The organism is Saccharopolyspora sp. 7B, from assembly GCF_020177435.1.
Classification (GTDB): Bacteria; Actinomycetota; Actinomycetes; order Mycobacteriales; family Pseudonocardiaceae; genus Saccharopolyspora_C; species Saccharopolyspora_C gregorii.
Map to the genome: position 1 here is coordinate 1 of NZ_JAIUKC010000113.1, position 21,762 is coordinate 21,762.

A 21,762-nucleotide genomic window follows, 5' to 3' on the forward strand; every position below is an offset into this window, starting at 1 on the left:
GGGGCCGGGTCGGGACGGGACGGGGCCGGGTCGAGACGGGGCCGGGTCGAGACGGCGCCGGGTCGAGATGACGCCGAGTCAAGACGTCGATGAGTCGAGACGGCGACATGTCGACAAATCGGCATGAGGCCCGGCGACTCCCGGATCACGTCCCCCGCGCAGCGTTCGCCGCAACTCCAACCACCGAACTCCGGAACGTTCCCACCCTTTCGGGGGTAGTTCTCGACCAAGTGGCATCCGCGCGACGCGGCCGCGCGTCAGACTGGATGAGTTGCTGCTCGCCGGTATCGCGCCACCGGCGATCGCAACCCCCAGGCGCCGGCCGTGACGCCCCCCGTGCGGCCGGCCCCTGGTCCCACTCCCGGGGAGCTCAGCGATCCCGCTTCAGGCCCAGGGCGTTCAAGGTGCCTTCGACGGGACCGGGCTTGTGGTCCGGCAGCAGCTCGGGGGCGTGCTCGCGCACCGCGTCCAGCACCTGCCCCGCCGACGGGTTCACCGCCGTCCAGTCGCCCAGCACGACCGTCGGCACCGTCTCGTTGCCGTCGGCGATCGAGCGGACCACCGCGGCCGCGTCCTGCTCCTGCCAGATGTCGACGTCCCGGTACTCCAGGCCCTGGCGCCGCAGGCCAGCCCGCAGCGACGTGCAGAACGGGCAACCCGGCCTGGTGTAGACGATCAGCTCCGCGGCGCCCATCGGCCGCACCTCCCTGCTTCCGGGCCGGAGCCCGTTGCCGTGATGTTCTCGTGCGCGCAGTGGTCCCCGCGTCCCCGGCTTCCGACGCGACCGCGTCCACCGGGAACGGCGTTCCCGAGCCCGGCGCTCCGGTTCCCGGGTGGCCCGGGCCCGCTCCCACGGTCGGGCGATCACCGACGAGTGATCCACTGGCCTCCACCGCGCAACGCCACCGCCGCTCGGCTTATTCCTGATCACCGAAACGGGCGTTCCACCGGTCCGGCCGCTACGACCCGTTACGGTGCCCGTGACGTCCCGATCCGCGCCGCAGCGCCAGCACCAGCGGCAGCACTCGATGGAGCGACCGCATGACGAGCCAGGGCACCCGGCGCGAACGCATCCGTGCGGCCACCGATCTGGAGATCCTCGAACACGCGCGCGCCCTGCTCATCGCGCAGGGGCGGGACGCGGTGACGTTGCGCGCCATCGCCCGCGAGCTCGGCATCACCGCGCCCGCGCTGTACCGCTACTACGACTCGCGGGAAGACCTGCTGCGCAGGCTCGGCGACGACGTCTGCACCGACCTGGTCGACGAGCTCAACGAACGGCTGGAGCAGGTGGACCCGGCTGATTTCCGCGGCAAGCTCAACGCGGTCTGCCACGGGTTCCGCCGCTGGGCGCTCGCCCACCCGAAGGAGTTCGCGCTGGTGTTCGCCACGCGGTCCGACGAGACCGGCGAACCGGGTGCGTCGGCGCGCGGCGACGGCTCGGACGACCGGTTCGCCGGGGTGTTCATGAGCGTCATCGGGCCGCTCATGGTCGAAGCGACCACGCTCGTGCGGCACGACGCCGCGCCCGCCGACCTGCAGGCCGAGCTCGCCGCCAACCAGCGGGCCCTCGCGCACGCCTTCGCCGAGGACGTCCCCGAGAGCGCCTACGACACCGATGCGGTGTTCGTGCTGCTGCGCTGGTGGGTGCGGTTGTACGGGCACGTGGCGCTGGAGGTGTTCGGGCGGTTCCCGTTCGCGCTGGTCAACTCGGACCGCTTGTACGAGTCGCAGCTCGACGAGCTGGCCGCGGAGATCGGCATCGCCTGATCCGGGCGAGAACGCTCCGCGGCGCGATCCGGTTGCCCGCCGGTCCGGGATCTCACTCCTGCCCGGCCGGGGGCATCCTCGGCCGGTGCCGCGCGTCTTGTGGTCGAGGAACACGACGACCGCCAGGAGGCACCACATGCTCAGCACCGCGAAGTTCCGCCGCGTCGCCACCGCCACCGCGCTCAGCGCCCTGGTCGGCGGAGGTGCGCTGCTCACCGCGGGCGCGGCAGCCGCCGCGGACGCCCCCGAGTACCCCTGGTGCACGCCGGGTGACCTGGACGTCTCGGTGGCGGAGGGCCACGCGCCGGACGACGGGCGGCTGTTCGCTATCACCTTCGCGGCGAAGCCCGGGGTGTCCTGCGAGGTCGAGGGCGCGCCGTCGTCCCTGATCTTCTTCGACGGAGAGGCGCAGCAGCCCGTCGAGGTGATCAGCCCCGAGCCGGGTTCCGCGCAGCGGTACACGATCGACGAGCAGCACCCCGGCGTCGCCTACGTGGCCACCCCGCCGGAGTCCTCCGACCCGATCCCGGTATCGACGGCCCAGCTCACCCTGCCGCAGGGCGGCGGGATCGGCGTCGACTGGCCGAGCGCGATCGACGGCCCCCTCCACGTCGGCGACATCGGCCCGGCGGTGAGCTGACGAGGGCCCTCGCAGCCGCGGGCCGCCGGAGCACGAACCACCCGCGGGTTCTCGACGGGATCCGTGCGAGCACGGCGCCGTCGCCCGTGGCGCGGCCACCGGTGAACGTTCCCGCAGCGGGACGGCCAACCGGGGTTCCGCCAGGCTCGGCGCGAGGCGGGTTCGGCAGCGGGGTGCGCGGCCGGGGGACCGGGAGAGGGGAACGGTTCCCCGGCCGCGCGTGTGACACCCCTGCTTCCCGGTCCCCACCGGGTTTCTCCGCGATTCGGACCGAGGCCGCATTCTTCGGGGTGGTGCGGATCGGGGTCCGAATCGGACAGGATCGTCGGCTCAGTAGCCGAAGTCCTGGGTCCAGGTCGAGCCGCCGTCGTCGATGCCGACGCCGATGCTCTTGAGCGAGCAGTTCAGGATGTTGCGCTTGTGCCCGTCGGACTTCATCCAGGCGTCCATGACCTGTTCGGCGCTGCGCTGCCCCTGGGCGATGTTCTCGGCGCCGGCGGACGGGTGACCGGCCTTCTTGATCCGCTGGTCGAAGGTGACGCCTTCCGGCGTGGTGTGCGAGAAGTAGCCGCGGGTGGCCATGTCGGAGCTGTGCCCGGTGGCGGCTTCGGCGAGCCGCTGGTCTGCGGTGACCGGCCCGCAACCGGCGTTCGCCCGCTGTTCGTTCACCAGCTCGACGACGCGCTGCTGCTGCCCGGTGTCGGCGGCGAACGCTTGAGCCGGAACCGCGATCCCGGCCCCGAGCGCCACTGCCGCGAGACCCGAAGCGATTACGGAACGTTGCGAATTGGTCCATGCCATGGGGCCGAAAGCTACCCAAGGCGAGTGAGATTGTTCCGTTATATGTGCGCCAAGGCACAGATCAAGACACTATCCGTGCTCAAAGTCGTTCCGATCTTTTCACCCATATGGGCGTAGATCAATTCCTCTCATTCACCACGCAACAGTGTCGGATCGAACAGGAACCGGAAGAATCCGGGTACCGCACGACAGCGGCCCCCCCCCCCCCCCGGGGGGGCGGGGCGGCGGGAGCGGGGAAAAGCCGGGGGTGCCGTCGTTGGCGCCCCGCCCCGCCAGACCCCCCGCGCCCCGCCCCCCCCCCCCCCCGCGCCCCCGCGCCCGGGGGCCGGGCCCCCCCCCCCCCGGTTCCGGAGATCAGCCGAGGGTGCGGTCGTGCGCGCGCTGCGCGTCCTGCCGCGCGTGCTCCGCGCCCGTCGCGATCGGCGCCGTCAGCCACTGGCGGGGCAGGCCGAACGCCTCCACCAGCTCGACGGCGTGCGGCCGCAGGCCCTGGCAGAGCCCGTTCACCGCCTCGGTCACCGCCTTCGCGCGCCGCGGCGTGATCCGCTCGTGCTCCAGGAACCAGCCGCGGTCCTCCTCGATCGTGCTGAGCACGTACAGGTCGCACACCCGCTCCAGCAGCTGCGCCGTCGCCGGGTCGGGGCACCGCTCGACACCGGCGACGAACGCCTCCAGCACGACCCGGTCGATGTGCACCCGCGCCGCCCGCAGCACGTGGTCCTGGGCGTTGTTGAACACCGCGAACGGGTCGGCGTCCTTGCCCGCGGCGCGGCGCAGCCTGCGGGCGAGCCCGTCGAGCACGTGCCGCTCGCGCTCGTCGAACAGCTTCAGCTGCCAGCCGCGGTCGAACACCGCGTCCTCGTCGTCCCGCGCCGCGTCGATCAGGCGCTGCACCAGCGACTTCGCCGCGGTGCGCTCGATGACGGTGCCGACGAACTGGTCGGCGACGAAGCGGGCCATGCCGACGGTGCCGAGCTCGTCGAACTGGTCCTTGTAATCGGTGAGCAGCCCCTTCGCGACCAGCTGCAGCAGCACCGTGTTGTCGCCCTCGAAGGTGGTGAACACGTCGGTGTCCGCCTTGAGCTGCGGCAGCTGGTTCTCCGCCAGGTAGCCGGCGCCGCCGCAGGCCTCGCGCGCGGTCTGGATGGCGTGCGTGGCGTGCCAGGTGGTCACCGCCTTGAGCCCGGCCGCGCGGGACTCTAGCTCGCGCTGCGCCCGCTCGTCGCCGGAGACCGAGACGTCGTGCAGCGTCTGCACCAGCTGCTCCTGCGCGAAGTGCAGCGCGTAGGACTTCGCCAGCGCCGGCAGCAGCTTGCGCTGGTGGGCGAGGTAGTCGAGCACCACGGTCTCCTCCGAGGTGCCCGGGCGGTCGAACTGCCTGCGCGCGGTCGCGTAGCGCAGCGCGATCTCCAGCGCGAGCTTCGCGGTGCTGCCCGCCGTCCCCGCCACCGAGATCCGGCCGCGGATGAGCGTGCCGAGCATGGTGAAGAACCGCTTGCCGGTGCTCTCGATCGGGCTGCTGTAGGTGCCGTCGGCGGCCACGTCGCCGTAGCGGTTGAGCAGCGATTCGCGCGGCACCCGCACCTGGTCGAAGGTGATCCGGCCGTTGTCGACCCCGTTGAGCCCGGCCTTGCGACCGCAGTCGGACAGGTGCACGCCGGGCATCGGCGCGCCCTGCTCGTCGCGGAGCGGCACCAGCAGCGCGTGCACGCCGTGCCGCTCGCCGCCGGTGATGAGCTGGGCGAACACCACCGCCATCCGCCCGTCGCGGGCGGCGTTGCCGATGTACTCCTTGCGCGCCGATTCGTGCGGGGTGTGCACGACGAACTCTTCGGTCGCCGGGTCGTAGGTGGCGGTGGTGCGCAGGTGCTGCACGTCCGATCCGTGACCGGTCTCGGTCATCGCGAAGCAGCCGGGCAGGTCCAGGTTCATGATCGAGGGCAGGTAGCGCTCGTGGTGGCGCTCGGTGCCGAGCGCCTGCACCGCGCCGCCGAACAGGCCCCACTGCACACCGGACTTGACCATCAGCGACAGGTTCCCGGCGAGCATCTCCAGCGAGACGACGGAGCCGCCGACGTCGCCCCGGCCGCCTTGCGCGACGGGGAAGCCGATCTCGGGGATGCCGCTCTTGACCAGCAGGTGCAGCTGTTCGAGGGTCTGCGCGCGGTGGGCCTCGGTGTCGAGGTGGTCGCCGGGCGGGAGTTCGGTGCCCTCCAGGGCTTCGCGCACCTTGGCGCGGACTCCAGCCCAGCGCCCGTCGAGCAGCGTCGCCAGTTCGGTCGCGTCGAACCGGGCGGGGGTCTTCGGGATGTCCATGCCAGCCTCCACAGGTCTGGTGCCGTCGGCGCCGAGCTTAGTTACTCGCCAGTAACTCGACCATGTGACCTCGCTCGCCACCGCGCCCGTGATGCGGGCCGCGATCGATCCTGCCGACCCGCGGCCACCGCCCACCGCCCCGACACGCGGACGAGCGCGAAACGGCCCGCCCACCCGGGAGCCGGGGAGCGGGCCGCTCGTGCGGAACGGGGTCAGGCCACGACGTTGACCAGCCGGCCCGGCACCACGATCACCTTGCGCGGCTCCTCGCCGTCCAGCGCCGCGACCACCTTCTCGTCGGCCATCGCCGCCGCGCGCACCTCGTCCTGGCCCGCCGACGCGGGCACCACGACGCGGGAGCGGACCTTGCCGTTGATCTGGATCGGGTACTCGGCGGTGTCCTCCACCAGGTAGCGGTCGTCGGCCGCCGGGAACGGGCCGCGCGCCAGGCTCTCGGCGTGGCCCAGCCGCTGCCACAGCTCCTCCGCCAGGTGCGGCGTCAGCGGCGCGACCATCAGCACCAGCGGCTCCACCACCGCGCGCGGCGTGCCCGCCGCGCCCGAGTACGCCTTGGTGACCCGGTTGTTCAGCTCGATCAGCTTCGCCACCGCCGTGTTGAACCGCAGCGCGTCGAAGTCCTCCCGCACGCCGTCGATCGTCTTGTGCAGGGCGCGCAGCACCTCGTCGTCCGGCTGCTCCTCGGTGACACGCAGCTCGCCGGTGGTCTCGTCGACGACGTTGCGCCACAGGCGCTGCAGGAACCGGTGGGAGCCGACGACGTCCTTCGTCGCCCACGGCCGCGAGGTGTCCAGCGGGCCCATCGCCATCTCGTACAGCCGCAGCGTGTCGGCGCCGTAGGCGTCGGCCATCTCGTCCGGGGAGACGGAGTTCTTCAGGCTCTTGCCCATCTTCCCGTACTCGCGGCGCACCTCCTCGCCGTCGAAGAAGAACTTCCCGTCCCGCTCCTCGACCTGCTCGGCGGGCACGTACACGCCGCGCGCATCGGTGTAGGCGAACGCCTGGATGTAGCCCTGGTTGTACAGCCGCCGGTACGGCTCCTCCGAGCTCAGGAAGCCCAGGTCGAACAGCACCTTGTGCCAGAACCGGGAGTACAGCAGGTGCAGCACCGCGTGCTCCACGCCGCCGACGTACAGGTCCAGCCCGCCCGGGTCGGTCGCGCCGTGGCTCGCCGGGCGCGGGCCCATCCAGTACCGCTCGTTGGCGGGGTCGACGAACTCGGAGTCGTTCACCGGGTCGATGTAGCGCAGCTGGTACCAGCAGGAACCGGCCCACTGCGGCATCACGTTGGTGTCGCGGCGGTAGTGCTTGAGGCCGTCGCCCAGGTCCAGCTCCACCTCGGCCCACTCGGTGGCCTTCGCCAGCGGCGGTTCGGGGCTGCTGTCCGCGTCCTCCGGGTCGAAGGTGCGCGGCGAGTAGTCCGCGACCTCCGGCAGCACCACCGGCAGCGAGCTCTCCGGCACGCCCAGCGGCTCGCCGTCCTCGCCGTAGACGATGGGGAACGGCTCGCCCCAGTAGCGCTGCCGGGCGAACAGCCAGTCCCGCAGCTTGTACTGCACGGTGCCGGTGCCGTGGCCGCGCTCGGCCAGCCAGTCGACGACGGTGCGCTTGGCCTCGTCCAGGTCCAGCCCGTTCAGGTCCAGCCCGGCCGCGGGGTTCGCGGAGTTGATCCGCGGCCCGTCACCGGTGAAGGCGCCGTCGACGTGGTCCTCGGTGGGTTGCACGGTGCGCACCACCGGCAGCTCGAAGGCCTGCGCGAAGTCCCAGTCGCGGGTGTCCTCGCCGGGCACCGCCATGATCGCGCCGGTGCCGTAGCCCATCAGCACGTAGTCCGCGACGAACACCGGGATCCGGCTGCCGTTGACCGGGTTGGTGGCCCACGCGCCGGTGAACACGCCGGTCTTGTCCTTGTTCTCCTGGCGGTCCAGGTCGGACTTCATCGACGCGGTGCGGCGGTAGTCGGCGACGGCCTGCGCCGGAGTGGGGGCGCCGCCGGTCCAGCCGTCGCGGGTGCCCTCCGGCCACTCGGCCGCGGTCAGCTCGTCGACCAGCGGGTGCTCCGGGGCCAGCACCAGGTAGGTGACGCCGAACAGGGTGTCCGGGCGGGTGGTGAAGACCTCGACGCGCTCGGCGGAGCCGTCCAGCGCGAAGGTGACGTTGGCACCCTGCGAGCGGCCGATCCAGTTCCGCTGCATGCTCTTGACCTTGTCCGGCCAGTCCAGCCGGTCCAGGTCGTCCACCAGCCGGTCGGCGTAGGCGGTGATCCGCATCATCCACTGCTTGAGGTTGCGGCGGAACACCGGGAAGTTGCCGCGCTCGGTCAGGCCGTCGGCCGTGACCTCCTCGTTCGCCACCACGGTGCCCAGGCCGGGCGCCCAGTTCACCGGCGCCTCGGACAGGTACGCCAGCCGGTAGGAGTCGATCAGCTCGCGCTGCTCGGCGCGGTCCAGCTCGGCCCAGGGACGCCCGTCCGGGGTGCTGCGCACGCCGTCGGCGAACTCCTGCTCCAGCTCGGAGATCCGCCGTGCCCGGCCCTTGCCGCCGTCCGCGTCCGGGTCGTACCAGGCGTGGAACACCTGCAGGAAGATCCACTGGGTCCACTTGTAGAACTCGATGTCGGTGGTGGCGATGCGACGGCGCTCGTCGTGGCCCAGGCCCAACCGGCGGATCTGGCGCAGGTAGCGCTCGATGTTCTGCTCGGTCGTGGTGCGCGGGTGCGTGCCGGTCTGCACCGCGTACTGCTCGGCGGGCAGGCCGAACGCGTCGAAGCCCATCGTGTGCAGCACGTTGCGGCCCAGCATCCGGTGGAAGCGGGCGTAGACGTCGGTGCCGATGAAGCCCAGCGGGTGCCCGACGTGCAGCCCCGAACCGGAGGGGTACGGGAACATGTCCTGGATGAACAGCTTGTTCGCCGCGTCCAGCTCGGAACCGGTGCTCAGCGGCCCGGACGGGTTCGGCGCGTGGAAGGTGCCGAGCTCCTCCCAGCGCTGCTGCCAGCGCTGCTCGACCTGCGCCGCCGTCTCCGCGGTGTAGCGGAACCGGGGCGTCTCCTCACCCCCGCCCGACGTTCCCGTCGGCTCGCTCGTCGCACCTGCTGCCTGGCCGCTCATCAACCGCGTTTCCTTCCCTGCTCACCGCGCGGATCGCACACCCCCAGTGTGCCGCCCACCCCCAACCGCTTTTCCGCAGGCCCGTCCGGAGGCCGCGCGGCGGGTCGCCGGTGGCCGGACGATCCCGGGCGGCACCGCTGATCGGAACCCCTGCTCGCCGTGTGATCCAGCGAACGCCACCGGGTAGCGCGCGGATGCCGGGACGGGGCCGGTCGTACCCTGTCCAGGTGATGGCTGTGCAGATGGTCTTGTGCGCGCTGCTCGTCGTACTCGGCGCGGCGCTGGTGTTCATCGGGTGGCGCGGACTGCGGAGCCAGCTGCCGCCGAACCGCTACGTGGGTGTGCGCACGCCGGCGACGCTGCGCAGCGAAGAGGCGTTCGAGCTCGGCAACCGGGTCGCGGCGCCCGCGATGCTCGCCGGTGGCGCCGTGGCGATCCTCGCCGGCGCGTCCGAGCCGCTGCTGAGCACGACGACCAGCGCGGTCGTCGTCGCGGTGCTCGGCATCGCCGGTGCGTTCGCGCTGATGGTCGTCGGCGGGGTCCTGGGCAACCGGGCCGCCGAGGCGATCCCGGCACCGGTCGCCGCCGGTTGCGGCGGCTGCCCCGGCGGCTGCTGCGGCTGACCCCACCTCGACGTCGGAACGCCCGCGGAGATCGATCCGCGGGCGTTCTCGCGTTCCGGGCTAGTTGACCTTCACGTCACCGGGGTGGGTGGCGAGGAAGGCCAGCGGGGTGCCCTGGCGGCGCAGCACCCGCCCCCACAGGTCCGCGCCGGGCGCGACGATCACGTCGTCCGGCAGCGCGGGCACCACGATCCAGTCGCCGCGTTCGATCTCCCCGGCGAGCTGCTTGGCGTCCCACCCGGCGTAGCCCGCGAAGAAGCGCAGGCCGCGGGCGCGCGGCACCAGGTCCTCCGGGTCGCCGTCGAGGTCGACGAGCCCGACCGGCCCGCGCACCCCGACCATGCCGCTGATCCGGCCGACGTCCTCCCCGGCGCGCAGCGCGGCGAGGCAGATCGCGGTGCGCTGCTCGACGGGGCCGCCGACGTACAGCGAGGGCGGTTCGCTGGCGTGCGGGGCCCACTGCGGCAGCACGTCGCTGACGGCGACCTCGCTGGGCCGGTTGAGGATGACGCCGAGGGTGCCTTCGTTCCGGTGGTGGATGATGTAGACCACCGTCCGGCGGAAGTTCACGTCGAGCAGCTGCGGAGCAGCCACCAGCAGCGTCCCCGGCTCCACCTCCGCGTCTGGTTCCACCCCCGCATGATCGCAGAGCGGAAAGCCGCCTGGCGTGACCGTGCCGCGAACGCGGGCGGTTTCCGGCGCTCACGACCGCTCGATCGACCCGCTCGACTGCGAACAGTGAATCTTGCGTGCTCAGCGATTCACCTGAGTATTAATAGATCGAGCTGACCAGGGAGAACGCGAATCGGGAACGCTCGTCTCGACGCGTGGCGCCTGAGCCCGGCCGGGAGGTGCGATCGGCGGAGTCGCGAAGCCCACTCGCCGCCAACCTTCCGCACCCGCCGCGCAGCCCGGCGGATCAGGCCTCGCCGGGGACCTCGATGCCCTGTTCGGCGGCCCAGCGGTGCAGCTCGGCGACGGCGTCCTCGTGCTCCATCGGGCCGCGGTCCAGCCGGGCGTCCTTCAGGTGCTTCCACGCCCGGCCCACCAGCGGCCCCGGCGGCAGCCCCAGCAGCCGCATGATCTCGTTGCCGTCCAGGTCCGGGCGGACCCGCGCCAGGTCCTCCTCGGCGGCGATCCGCTCGATCCGCTCCTCGAGATCGTCGTAGGAGCGCTGCAGCGCGTTCGCCTTCCGCTTGTTCCGCGTCGTGCAGTCGGCCCGCACCAGCTTGTGCAGCCGGGGCAGCAGCGGGCCCGCGTCCGTCACGTACCGGCGCACCGCCGAATCGGTCCACTGCCCGTCGCCGTAGCCGTGGAAGCGCAGGTGCAGGTACACCAGCTCGCAGACCTGGCCGACGATCTCCTTCGAGTAGCGCAGCGCCCGCAGCCGCTTGCGGGCCATCTTCGCGCCGACCACCTCGTGGTGGTGGAAGCTGACCCCGCCGCCCGGCTCGAACCGCCGGGTGCCCGGCTTGCCGATGTCGTGCAGCAGCGCCGCCAGCCGCAGCACCAGGTCGGGTTCGCCGTCCGGGTCGGCCGCCCGCTCCAGGTCGATGGCCTGCTCCAGCACCACCAGCGAGTGCTCGTAGACGTCCTTGTGCTGGTGGTGCTCGTCGATCTCCAGCCGCATCGCCGACACCTCGGGCAGCACGTGCTCGGCCAGGCCGGTCTCCACCAGCAGTTCCACGCCCTTGCGGGGGTACCGGCCGCACAGCAGCTTCGACAGCTCCGCCTGGATCCGCTCCGGGGTGATGCGGGCGAGCTCGTCGGCCATCTCGCGCATCGCCGCCAGCACCCGCTCGGCCGGTTCGAACCCGAGCTGGGCGGCGAACCGGGCGGCGCGCAGCATCCGCAGCGGGTCGTCGGCGAACGACTCCTGCGGGGTCGCGGGGGTGTCCAGCCTGCCGCCTGCCAGGTCCGCGAGGCCGTCGTGCAGGTCCACGAGTTCGCGGGCGCCCAGCTCGACGGCCATCGCGTTCACCGTGAAGTCGCGGCGCAGCAGGTCGCCCTCGATGGTGTCGCCGAACGCCACCTCCGGGTTGCGGGTGACGCCGTCGTAGCTGTCGGCGCGGAACGTGGTGATCTCCACCGTGGTGCCGCGCTTGTAGGCGCCGAGGGTGCCGAACTCGATCCCGGTGTCCCAGACGGTCTCCGCCCAGCCGTCCAGCAGCTCCCGCACCCGCTCCGGGCGGGCCGCGGTGGTGAAGTCCAGGTCGGTGCCGAGCCTGCCCAGCAGCGCGTCCCGGACGCTGCCGCCCACCAGGTACAGCCGATGGCCCGCGGCGGCGAACCGCTCGGCGAGCTCCGCGACGACCGGGGCGGCCTCGACCAGCTCGGCGACCGCGCTGCGCTGGGCCTCCGTCGGCTGCGCGCTGGGCTGGGCCTCGCGGGCGCGGGCGCGCAGGTCGGTCTCGTCCGGGGCGTCACGGGTCGAAGGGGCCACGGGGAGAGGATATCGGCTGCTCAGCGAAGGATCTCCGGGGCCGCTTCGACCACCGGTGCGGTCGCTGATCGCATTACCATCGGCCGCATGCCTCCGTCGCCCGGCCGCTCCGGCGGCGCACAGCCGGGGCGCCGGAACCGCCGCCGGCGCCGGCGGCTGCGGACCGTGGACGAAACCTCCGCCGGGGGGCTGGTGGTCGCCGAGCCGGAACGGCTCGCTGCGATCATCGGGAGGTCCGACCGCAGGGGGCGACTGCTGTGGTCGTTGCCGAAGGGCCACATCGAGCCTGGTGAGACGCCGGAGCAGACCGCGGTGCGCGAGGTCGCGGAAGAGACGGGGATCATCGGACGGGTGACGGTGGCGATCGGCACGATCGACTACTGGTTCGTCGCCGGCGACCGGCGCGTGCACAAGACGGTGCACCACTTCCTGCTGGACGCGGTCGGCGGAGAACTTTCGGACGAGGACGTGGAGGTCACCGAGGTGGCTTGGGTGCCGCTAGGTGAACTGGACGAGGTGCTGGCCTACGCCGACGAACGGCGTCTGGTGCGGCACGCGCTCGCGCTGCTCGGCGATCCCCAGCCGGGCGCGGACGAGCAGGGGAGCGGCAAGACTCCCCGGAACACGGGAACGGAGCCGGGGTGAGGTGTCTGCTAGCCGCAGTGGTCGCGGTCCTGCTGATCAGCGGGATTCCGATCACCTCGGCCCGCACGGCGAGCGCGCAGGGGTCCGACGCGACCCAGCTCGAAGTGACCAAAGTCACGCCGTCGGTGGTCTCGGGCTCGACCGGTGAGGTGAGCATCAGCGGCCGGATCACCAACCGGTCCGGCAGCACCATCAACGGCATCGAGGCCCGCGTGCAGCGCGGCTACCCGACCCAGTCGGACCCCGCCGTGCAGGACGCGCTGCGCGGCAACGCCGCCACGGTCGACGAGACGAGCTTCCGGCCGCTGATCGACACCCTCGCCCCGGGCCAGCAGGCCCCGTTCGAGCTGAAGGTGCCGCTCACCGGGCCCGACTCGCTGGAGATCGCCGAATCCGGCTCGTTCCCGCTGCTGGTCAACGTCAACGGCCAGCCCGACGACGGCGGGCGCGCGCGGATCGGCGAGTCCCGCTTCCTGCTGCCGGTGCTGGCCCCGCCCGGTGCCCCGCCCGCGAAGCCGGCGGAACCCGCGGCGATCGCCGTGCTGCTGCCGATCGTCGACTACCCGCGGATGCAGCAGGAGGGCACGCCGGACCAGCGGGCCGTGCTCGCCGACGACGCGCTCGCCGCCTCGCTCACCCCCGGCGGCAGGCTCTACGACCTGGTGCAGTCCGTGGTGGACGGCGCGGGCGCCGGATCGCCGCTGGGCAACGGGTTGTGCGTCGCCGTCGACCCCGACCTGCTGGCCACCGTCCAGGCCATGAGCCGCGGCTACCTGGTGCGGCGGCCCGACGGCGGGACGCAGGAGGGCACCGGGGCGGCTTCGGCGCAGCTGTGGCTGAACAAGCTGCGCGAGGCGACCGCCGGGCGGTGCGTGCTGGCGCTGCCCTACGCCGACTCGGACCTGCTCGCCCTGGAGCACGCCGGTCTGCCCGACCTGATCAAGGGCTCGTTGGACGGCGCGAGCCTGGTGAAGCAGGTGCTGGCCACCGAACCGCGCCGCAGCGTGCTCTGGCCCATCGAAGGAGCGCTGGACGAGCCGATCTCCCGCAGGCTCACCGGCCTCGGCATCGACACGGTGCTCGTCGACCCGGCCTCGACGTCCACCGGCTCGCCGGCCCCGTCCCGGCTGTTCGAGGACGGGCCGACGGCCCTGCCGATCGATCCGCTGCTGTCCGGGGCGCTGGACCCCAACCACGGCGGCCCGCGCGAGACGACGGCGATGTCCCCGGAGGACGGCGGCGCGGCCAGCGTGCAGAACGCGCTCGGGGCGCTCACCTACCGCGCCACGCTGGGCGCCCAGGACGGCGCGACCTCGGTGCTGGCGCCGCCGCGGCGCTGGAACCTCAGCGGGGAGGACCTGCGTTCGCTGCTGGACGGCCTGCGCGGCCTCGCCGAAGCCGGGTACGTGCGCCCCGCGGGGCTGCCCGAGCGCGGCGGCGAGGCGGAGCAGAGCGACGCGGCGCTGCCGGTGGCGCGACCGGAGTACCCGGCGGAGAACGCCGCCGAGGAGATCCCGCAGCCGGTGCTCGACCAGCTCGCCGAGCAGAACTACAAGGTCGGCGACCTGTACCGCTCCAGCGAGAAGGACCCGGCGACCGACCTGGACCGGGCGGCGCTCACCACGCCGCTGCGCAACGGGCTGCTGCGCGGCGCCTCCAGCGCCTGGCGCAACGACCCGGCCGCGGCCCGGCACTGGGTGCGGGTCGCCACCGACACCCTCGACGGGGTGCTCTCACAGGTCAGGCTCGACGAGTTCGCCGGGAAGATCACGCTCACCGCGTCGAACGCGCCGATCCCGATGACCGTCACCAACGACCTGCCGGTGACCGTGTCGGTGCGGCTGCGCATCCCCGCGACGGCCGGGCTGGAGACCCGCGACCTCGGCGTCATCCGGGTACCCGCGCAGGGGCGCAGGCACTTCCGGTTGGAGACCGAGGTGCACCGGGCGGGCCAGTTCACCGTCGACGTGGCGGTCACCACCGAGGCCGGGACGAAGCTGGGCACGGCGAAGCGGATCCAGCTGCAGTCCTACACCTACGACCCGTTCACCGTCGGCCTCACCGCGATCGCCAGCGCGCTGCTGGTGATCCTGTCCGGGCGGCGCATCCTGCGCCGGTTGCGGGCGCGCCGGGCCCGCTTGGCCGCGGCAGGCGCGGGGCAGGGCCCCGCCTCGGAAGGTGGGGAGGCGTCCGTCGCCGAGTCCACCGCGGTCTCCGGCAGCACCACCGAAAGTGACCGCAGCCCGAGCTGACATCCTGGTCCGGCCACCCGCGGGAGTGACACCCCGCGAGCCGGCACAGGCGGTGAGTGAAGGGCACAGGCAGTGAACCGAGACAGCGACGCGGAAGCACGGCGGCACCCGGCGGGTCCGGGCGGTCCCGGCGGCCCGGCGGCTCCCGCCGACGATCGGACGCAGCACATCCCGCGTGTCGAGCCCGGTGGCCCGCCGCAGGCGCCCCGGCCGCAGCAGCCGGTGCCCGCAGCGGCCCGGCCGGTGCCCGCCGAACGCGGTGCCGCCGCGCGATCCGGCTGGCACGCCGCCGAGACGCAGCCCATCCCGGCGGTGCTGCCCGAACCGGGTCTCGACCAGGCCGCCGAGCAGACCCAGGAGCAGACCCAGGTGCTGCGCCCCACCGGCGGCGGCGGTGGCGGCGGCAAGTCGCTGCTGCGCGCCAGCGGCTCGATGGCGATCGCCACCCTCATCAGCAGGATCACCGGTTTCGGCTGGAAGATCCTGCTCGCGCTGATCATCGGCTTCGGCGTCGAGAACGACTCCTTCACCGTGGCGAACAACCTGCCGAACAGCGTGTTCGAGCTGCTGATCGGCGGGGTGCTGACCAGCGTGATCGTGCCCGTCCTGGTGCGCGCGCAGAAGTCGGACTCCGACGGCGGCGAGTCCTACATCCAGCGGCTGCTGACGCTGTCGGTCGTGATGCTGGTGATCGGCACCGCGCTCGCCGTCGTCGCGGCACCGGGGCTGGTGTGGCTGTACGTCCGCGACGGGGGCAACGCCAGTCCGGAGCTGGCCACCGCGTTCGCCTACCTGCTGCTGCCGCAGATCCTGTTCTACGGGATCAGCGCGTTGATGAGCGCGATCCTGCAGGCCAAGCAGATCTTCAGCCCACCGGCCTGGGCTCCCGTCGTCAACAACCTCGTCGTGATCGCCACCATCTGCGTCTACTGGACGCTGCCCGGTGAACTCACCGTCAACCCGATCCGGATGACCGACGCGCACCTGCTGACGCTGGGGATCGGGGTCACCCTCGGCGTCGTCGCGCAGGCGTTCATCCAGGTCCCGGCGCTGCGCCGCACCGGATTCCGGTTCCGCTGGCGGTGGGGCTGGGACCCGCGGCTCAACGAGTTCGGCGGCCTCGCGCTGTGGATGCTGGCCTACGTCGGCGTCAGCCAGATCGGCCTGATGGTGATGAGCGGCGTCGGCACCCGGGCCGTCGTGTGGTCGATGTACAACTACGTGTGGATGCTGCTGCAGCTCCCGTACGGCGTCATCGGGTTCTCCGTGATGACCGCGATCCTGCCGCGGATGAGCGGGGCCGCCGCCGACCACGACTACCCGAAGGTCGTCGCCGACCTGTCCCTGGGCAACCGGTTGTCCACGGTCACGCTGCTCCCGATCAGCGGCGTCATGAGCGCCATCGGGCTCCCGCTGGCGTTGGCCCTGTTCTCGGTCGGCAAGAGCAGCGGCGATGCCGGGCAGATCGGTATCGCGCTGGCCGTCTCGGCGTTCGGCGTGCTGCCCTACGCGATCACGATGATGCAGATGCGCGTCTTCTACGCGCTCAAGGACGCCCGGACGCCGACGCTGATCATGGTCGTGATGACCGTGGTCAAGGTCGGGCTGGCGCTGCTGTGCGGCCTGGTCGAAGACCCCGAGATGGTCCTGTACGCCCTGGTGTTCATCAACTCGTTCAGCTTCGTGGTCGGCTGGGTGGTCGGCGAGGTCTGGCTGCGCCACCGGCTCGGGCGGCTCGAAGGGCGCGTCTTCCTGATCACGCTCGGCAAGACGCTGCTGGCTTCGGTCCTCGGCGGCCTCGTGACCTGGGGCGTCGTGCTCGGCGTGGACGCCGTGGTCCCCGGCGAAGCGGGGTCGGGAACGGGCTGGTTGCAGCTGCTCGCGGGCACGGTCGTCGGCTTCGCGGTCATCTTCGGCCTGATGGCGTTGTTCCGGGTGCGGGAACTGGAACCCGCGATCGGGCGGGTCAGGGCCATGTTGCGCCGTTGAGCGACGCCGCACCCCCACCGGCCGGCGGCGGGTGCGGGGGATCGGCCGCGCCGGCGGCGACCGGTCCGCACCGCCGGCGAACGACTCCGCACCTCGTCGCGCGTGCGGCGGTCGCCCGCCGGGCACGAACCGCGCGGTGCGGCGGCACCGCTTCCGCCCCGCCCGCGACCCGGGTGCGGAGGCGACCGCCGACCTGGCTCGACCGGTGCCGACCAGGGCGGGCGCGATGCCCGGTCCGGCGGTGTTGCTCCGGGTGCGGGAACCGCGGCCTGCGATCGGGCGGCTCACCGCTCTGCTGCGTCGTCGTTGACATCGGCGTCACGTACCCTCGGAGCGGAAGTCTTCTCCCGTGGGGAGGGGGTGTTCAGTGCCCCCCGGCTGGAGCGGGAGGAGCGGGAGAGGGAAGGTGAGCAGCAAACCGACCAGGCAAGCGATGCCGGAACGTGACGCGGGCGATTCGACGGCGGACGACGCCGAACAGCTGACCCCCGGGGCGGTACTCGACCACGGCCGATACCGCCTGCTGGAGAAGGTCGGCGCGGATCCCCGGTGCGACGCGCAACTGTGGCGGGCCAAGGACGGTGTGCTCGGACGCGACGTCGCGCTGACCATCCTGACCGGGGACCGCTCCCACTCGGACGCGGCGTCGAGCGCGCGGCGCACGCTGGAACGCGCGATGCACGCCAGCACCTTCAACCACGTCGGCGTCGCGCGGGTGCTCGACGTCGTCACGCCCGCCCCGGGCGATCCGCAGGGGGTGCTCGGCGTCGTCATCGCCGAGTGGACCCACGGGACCGACCTGATCGAACTCATCTCGGGCGGACCGCTCGCGCCGGGAACCGCGGCGCGCGTGCTGCAGCCGCTGGCCGCGGCCGTCGAAGCCGCCCACCACGCCGGGCTCGTGCTCGGCGCCGACCACCCGCAGCGGATCCGGGTGACGCCGGAGGGCGAGGTCCGGATGGCCTTCCCCGGACCGCTCTCCACCGCCAGCTCCAGCGACGACGTGCGCGGCCTCGGCGCCGTGCTGTACCTGCTGCTGACCGGTCGCTGGGCGCTGGACGCGGCCCCGGACGGGCTGCCGACCGCGCCGACCGGTCCGGACGGCACCATCGTCGCGCCGCGCACGCTGCGCCCCACCGTGCCGCTGGAGCTGTCCACGGTCGCGCTGCGCGCCCTCGGCAGCCCCGACACGCACGGCACCACCGGCGGCGTCCGCACCGGGGCCGCGGTGCTCCGCGTGCTGGAGCAGCACGCCACCTTCGAGGAGGACGCCTCCACCTCCACCATGCAGGCCGCCCCGGCCGGTGGCGGCGCGCGGGAGAGCAACGAGGTCTGGAGCACCCAGGACCCGAAGCCGGACGAGGTGAAGCGCAAGAAGCTGGCCATCAGCGTCGGTGCGCTCGCCGTGGCGACGCTGCTCGTCGTCGGCTGGATCGTCGCGAACCTGATCGGCCTGGTCGCGGGCAACCAGGAGGCCGAAGGCCCGTCCGTGACCTTGGAGGACGGCAACCAGCAGCCCGCGCCCGGCCCGGAGCAGTCCGTCCCGGTCAAGGTCACCGGCGGCTCGCCGTTCGTGCTGGAGCAGACGCCGGACAGCCCCGGCAAGCTCGGCAACCTGTTCGACGGCGACCCGGCGACCTCCTGGGCCACCGACTCCTACAACGACCAGTTCGGCAGCGGGTTCAAGTCCGGTACCGGTGCCGTGCTCACCTTCGCGTCGCCGACGACGCTGCGCGAAGTGGTCATCGACTCGCCGAGCGCGGGCACCGTGGTGGAGATCCGCGCGGCCGACGGCACCAGCCCCGACCTGAACTCCAGCCAGGTGCTCGGCAAGCAGACGCTGTCCGCGGGGCAGACCACCATCCCGATCGACGCGGCCCAGCCCACCCAGCAGGTGATCGTGTGGCTGACGCAGCTCGCCCCGACCGACGGCAAGTTCCAGAGCCGGATCAACGAGATCACCCTCGCCGGTTCGGCCGCCTGACCAGGCGCGTCGCGCGTCCCGCGCGGGATCACCGCGATCCCGGTCCCGCGCGGGTGCGGACCGCCGCGGCGCGGTGCTCGTGGGCGGGATCACGATCAGTAGAGTGCTGAACCGTGTCTGCCCCCGAGAGAACGGACGCCGAGCTCCTCGCGGCGCACGTCAACGGCGATCGAGACGCGTTCGCCGCGCTCTTCCGCAAGCACCGGGACCGGTTGTGGGCGGTCGCGCTGCGGACGATGCGCGACCACGAGGAAGCTTCCGACGCGCTGCAGGACGCGATGATCTCCGCCTTCCGCAGCGCCGGGTCGTTCCGGGCGGAATCGCAGGTCACGACCTGGCTGCACCGGATCGTGGTGAACGCCTGCCTGGACCGGATCCGCCGCCGCCAGGCGCGGCCCACGGTTCCGCTGCCCGAGACCGGACCGGCCGAGCCCGCCGTTCCGCGCGACGCGATCGAAGAGCAGGACACCCGGATGGCCGTGCAGGAAGCGCTGGCAGCCCTCCCCGAGGAGCAGCGCGCGCCGATCGTCCTCGTCGACGTCGAGGGCTACTCGGTGACCGACACGGCCGCCGCGCTCGGCATCGCCGAGGGCACCGTGAAGAGCCGCTGCGCCCGTGGGCGGGTGAAGCTGGCGAAACTTCTGGGGCACCTGCGGAACCCGAGTGCGGATGCGAACGTCCCAGATGACGCCAACGCCAAGTGTCGACGGGAGGGACGATGAGCGGCGAACGACGGCGCCCCGACACGCCGCAAGGCCCACCGTGGTCGCTGGATCTGGTGGCGGACCTGCACGCGGGTGCGCTGGACCCGGAGACGGCCGAACGGCTCCTGCCGCGCATCCAGGAGGATCCGGAGGCGAGCGCGCTGCTCGCCGCGCTGGACGCGACGAGCTCGGAGCTCCGGGGCCTCGACGACCTCAAGGAGCCGTCGCCGGAGGTGCCCGCGCCCGCGATGCCCGCGGACGTCGCGGCCCGGCTCGACGACGTGCTGCGCGCCGAACTCGACGCCTGGCCGGGCACGGCGCAGCCCGTCGGCTCTTCCCCAGCCGTCGGCTCCGCACCGGTCGGGGAGGGCGAACCCGCCCCGGTGCTGGACCTCGCCGCCGCCCGCGCCCGCAGGCGCAAGCGGGTCGGCTGGACGACGGGCCTGCTCGCGGCGGCCGCCGCCGTCACCGGGATCGTGGTGCTGGGCACCGCCGTCCCTGGCGGCGACAGCACCCCGCAGGCCGGTCGGCCGGAGAGCGCCCGGCCCGCGGACGGCCCGCCACCGCTGGCGCTGCGCGGCGGCGACACGCTGCCCGCCAACCACCTCGGCGAAGCCCTCTCCGCCGAGCAGTACGGGGAGCTCACCGACCCGGCGCGATTGCTCGGCTGCCTGCAGGCCAACGGCGTCACCAGCGGAAACCCGCTCGGTGCCCGGGAGGTCACGATCGACGGCCGGCCGGCGAGGGCGCTGGTGCTGCAAGGCGGCGGCATCGGGAGGTTCCGGATCCTCATCGTCGGCCAGGACTGCGGGCCGAACCGGCCGGCCACGATCTCCGACAGCACCCTCGGCGGCTGACCGGGTCGCGCTCGTCACGGGCAGCGGTGCCGGGAACAGAGACGCCTAGGATCGCGTTGACCCGGATACGCTCGCGCGTGCTGCGCGGCGGGCGGCACGCGACAACGAAAGGGGCGCGGTGAGCGACGACGTCCGCAACCTCATCATCGTGGGCTCCGGCCCTGCCGGTTACACCGCCGCGGTGTACGCCGCGCGGGCCGAGCTGGAGCCACTGGTCTTCGAGGGCACGCAGTTCGGTGGCGCGCTGATGACGACCACCGAAGTGGAGAACTACCCGGGTTTCCGGGACGGCATCATGGGCCCCGAGCTCATGGAGCAGATGCGGGAACAGGCGAAGCGGTTCGGGGGTGAGCTGCGCGCCGAGGACGTCGAGCACATCGACCTCGCAGGCGAGGTGAAGAAGGTCGTCGCCAACGGCGTCGAGTACCGCGCCAAGGCGATCGTCCTGGCGATGGGCGCCGCCGCGCGCTACCTGGGCATCCCCGGCGAGGAGAAGCTCCTCGGCCGCGGCGTGTCCGCCTGCGCCACCTGCGACGGCTTCTTCTTCCGCGAGCAGCACATCGCCGTGATCGGCGGCGGCGACTCGGCGATGGAGGAGGCCACGTTCCTCACCAAGTTCGCCGACTCGGTGACGATCATCCACCGCCGCGACGAGTTCCGCGCCTCCAAGATCATGCTGGAGCGGGCCAAGGCCAACGAGAAGATCCGCTGGCGCACGAACGCCGCGGTCACCGAGGTGCTCGGCGACACCGCCGTCACCGGCCTGAAGCTGCGCGACACCAGCACCGGCGAGGAATCGCAGCTGGACGTGACCGGAATGTTCGTCGCCATCGGCCACGACCCGCGCAGCGAACTCGTGCGCGACCAGGTCGAGGTCGACGACGAGGGCTACGTCGCCGTGCAGCAGCCGACCACCCGGACCGGCATCCCCGGCGTCTTCGCCGCGGGTGACCTCGTCGACCACACCTACCGGCAGGCCATCACCGCCGCGGGCTCCGGCTGCTCGGCCGCGATGGACGCGGAGCGGTGGCTCGCCGAGAACGAGATGAGCGAGGCCGCGCACGTCGCGCCCGAGCACGAGGGCGGCGGTTACGCGCCGGCCGCCGAGACCGCGGCAGCGCGCTGAGCGCGGAACCGACACCTGAATTCCACCCGAGGGAGATGAACATGGCCGCGAACAACACCGTGACCGTCGACGCCGACTCGTTCAAGACCGACGTGCTGGGCAGCGACAAGCCCGTCCTCGTCGACTTCTGGGCGACCTGGTGCGGCCCGTGCAAGATGGTCGCCCCGGTGCTCGAGGAGATCGCCGGCGAGCACCAGGACAAGATCACCGTCGCGAAGCTGGACATCGACAAGAACCCGTCGATCGCCCGCGACTACCAGGTCATGAGCGTGCCCACCCTGCTGCTGTTCTCCAACGGGGAACCGGTCAAGCAGATCGTCGGCGCCAAGCCGAAGGCCGCGCTGCTGTCCGACCTGGAGGACTACCTGTGACGCGTCGCTGACCCGTCGCACCGACCGGAACCCCGCCCGCCCCGCCACCGCGCGGAGGTGCGCGGGGTTCCGTCGTTCCCGCCGGTACGCGCGAGGTCACGCCGTGCGCAGCG

17 protein-coding genes are annotated in these 21,762 nt (G+C 72.6%); 11 read left to right on the forward strand and 6 right to left on the reverse strand.

The genetic code is table 11. From position 1 onward, the window contains the following. Positions 1 to 370: 370 nt before the first annotated feature. Positions 371 to 694 carry a glutaredoxin domain-containing protein gene (locus LCD33_RS18030; RefSeq protein ID WP_224957062.1) on the reverse strand — a complete coding sequence of 108 codons (324 nt, stop codon included), beginning with the start codon at positions 692 to 694 and terminating at the stop codon, positions 371 to 373. A gap of 347 nt (positions 695 to 1,041) precedes the next feature. Here LCD33_RS18030 and LCD33_RS18035 point away from each other — a divergent pair, with 347 nt between their 5' ends. Both LCD33_RS18035 and LCD33_RS18040 read left to right on the forward strand, forming a co-directional pair. After that, positions 1,042 to 1,770 (forward strand): TetR/AcrR family transcriptional regulator, encoded by a 729-nt coding sequence (locus tag LCD33_RS18035; protein ID WP_224957060.1) that lies wholly within the window; start codon positions 1,042 to 1,044, stop codon positions 1,768 to 1,770. Between the two features lie 136 nt (positions 1,771 to 1,906). Continuing rightward, complete coding sequence (locus tag LCD33_RS18040) at positions 1,907 to 2,410, forward strand: DUF4232 domain-containing protein (protein WP_224957058.1); 504 nt, start codon at positions 1,907 to 1,909, stop codon at positions 2,408 to 2,410. 330 nt (positions 2,411 to 2,740) lie between these two features. Here the strand turns inward: LCD33_RS18040 and LCD33_RS18045 are convergent, their stop codons facing one another. From LCD33_RS18045 to leuS, 3 genes are all read right to left on the reverse strand, one after another. Further along, positions 2,741 to 3,160 carry a CAP domain-containing protein gene (locus LCD33_RS18045; protein ID WP_308011295.1) on the reverse strand — a complete coding sequence of 140 codons (420 nt, stop codon included), beginning with the start codon at positions 3,158 to 3,160 and terminating at the stop codon, positions 2,741 to 2,743. A gap of 405 nt (positions 3,161 to 3,565) precedes the next feature. After that, on the reverse strand, positions 3,566 to 5,527 hold the full coding sequence (locus LCD33_RS18050; protein ID WP_224957053.1) for an acyl-CoA dehydrogenase: 1,962 nt from the start codon (positions 5,525 to 5,527) through the stop codon (positions 3,566 to 3,568). Positions 5,528 to 5,739: 212 nt separating this feature from the next. Then, entirely contained in the window at positions 5,740 to 8,655 is a 2,916-nt protein-coding gene (gene leuS / locus LCD33_RS18055; protein ID WP_224967181.1) for a leucine--tRNA ligase, read from the reverse strand. Between the two features lie 230 nt (positions 8,656 to 8,885). Here leuS and LCD33_RS18060 point away from each other — a divergent pair, with 230 nt between their 5' ends. Continuing rightward, a complete protein-coding gene (locus LCD33_RS18060) occupies positions 8,886 to 9,278 on the forward strand; it encodes an SdpI family protein (RefSeq protein ID WP_224978067.1) in 393 nt (130 codons plus the stop codon). A 60-nt stretch (positions 9,279 to 9,338) separates the two neighbouring features. Here LCD33_RS18060 and LCD33_RS18065 read toward each other — a convergent pair whose 3' ends face one another. Then, positions 9,339 to 9,911 carry a YqgE/AlgH family protein gene (locus tag LCD33_RS18065; protein ID WP_224957047.1) on the reverse strand — a complete coding sequence of 191 codons (573 nt, stop codon included), beginning with the start codon at positions 9,909 to 9,911 and terminating at the stop codon, positions 9,339 to 9,341. Between the two features lie 286 nt (positions 9,912 to 10,197). Further along, on the reverse strand, positions 10,198 to 11,682 hold the full coding sequence (locus tag LCD33_RS18070; RefSeq protein ID WP_224957055.1) for a CCA tRNA nucleotidyltransferase: 1,485 nt from the start codon (positions 11,680 to 11,682) through the stop codon (positions 10,198 to 10,200). Between the two features lie 126 nt (positions 11,683 to 11,808). On the opposite strand from LCD33_RS18070, the gene LCD33_RS18075 reads away from it, so the two are divergent. The 8 genes from LCD33_RS18075 (at position 11,809) to trxA (ending at position 21,649) form a co-directional block, all read left to right on the forward strand. After that, on the forward strand, positions 11,809 to 12,366 hold the full coding sequence (locus LCD33_RS18075) for an NUDIX hydrolase (RefSeq protein ID WP_224957045.1): 558 nt from the start codon (positions 11,809 to 11,811) through the stop codon (positions 12,364 to 12,366). A 17-nt stretch (positions 12,367 to 12,383) separates the two neighbouring features. Next, on the forward strand, positions 12,384 to 14,618 hold the full coding sequence (locus LCD33_RS18080; protein ID WP_224978068.1) for a DUF6049 family protein: 2,235 nt from the start codon (positions 12,384 to 12,386) through the stop codon (positions 14,616 to 14,618). Between the two features lie 72 nt (positions 14,619 to 14,690). Beyond that, positions 14,691 to 16,607, forward strand: coding sequence for a murein biosynthesis integral membrane protein MurJ (gene murJ, locus LCD33_RS18085; protein WP_224967180.1), 1,917 nt, complete (start codon positions 14,691 to 14,693; stop codon positions 16,605 to 16,607). A gap of 406 nt (positions 16,608 to 17,013) precedes the next feature. Beyond that, positions 17,014 to 18,591 carry a protein kinase family protein gene (locus LCD33_RS18090; RefSeq protein WP_224967179.1) on the forward strand — a complete coding sequence of 526 codons (1,578 nt, stop codon included), beginning with the start codon at positions 17,014 to 17,016 and terminating at the stop codon, positions 18,589 to 18,591. Positions 18,592 to 18,704: 113 nt separating this feature from the next. Beyond that, positions 18,705 to 19,313 (forward strand): RNA polymerase sigma factor SigM, encoded by a 609-nt coding sequence (gene sigM / locus LCD33_RS18095; RefSeq protein WP_224967178.1) that lies wholly within the window; start codon positions 18,705 to 18,707, stop codon positions 19,311 to 19,313. After that, entirely contained in the window at positions 19,310 to 20,152 is an 843-nt protein-coding gene (locus LCD33_RS18100; protein ID WP_224978069.1) for a hypothetical protein, read from the forward strand. The genes sigM and LCD33_RS18100 overlap by 4 nt, the downstream gene beginning before the upstream one ends. A 118-nt stretch (positions 20,153 to 20,270) precedes the next feature. Continuing rightward, on the forward strand, positions 20,271 to 21,278 hold the full coding sequence (trxB, locus tag LCD33_RS18105) for a thioredoxin-disulfide reductase (protein WP_224967176.1): 1,008 nt from the start codon (positions 20,271 to 20,273) through the stop codon (positions 21,276 to 21,278). Between the two features lie 41 nt (positions 21,279 to 21,319). Then, on the forward strand, positions 21,320 to 21,649 hold the full coding sequence (gene trxA, locus LCD33_RS18110; protein ID WP_224957038.1) for a thioredoxin: 330 nt from the start codon (positions 21,320 to 21,322) through the stop codon (positions 21,647 to 21,649). The last annotated feature ends 113 nt before the right edge of the window (positions 21,650 to 21,762 follow it).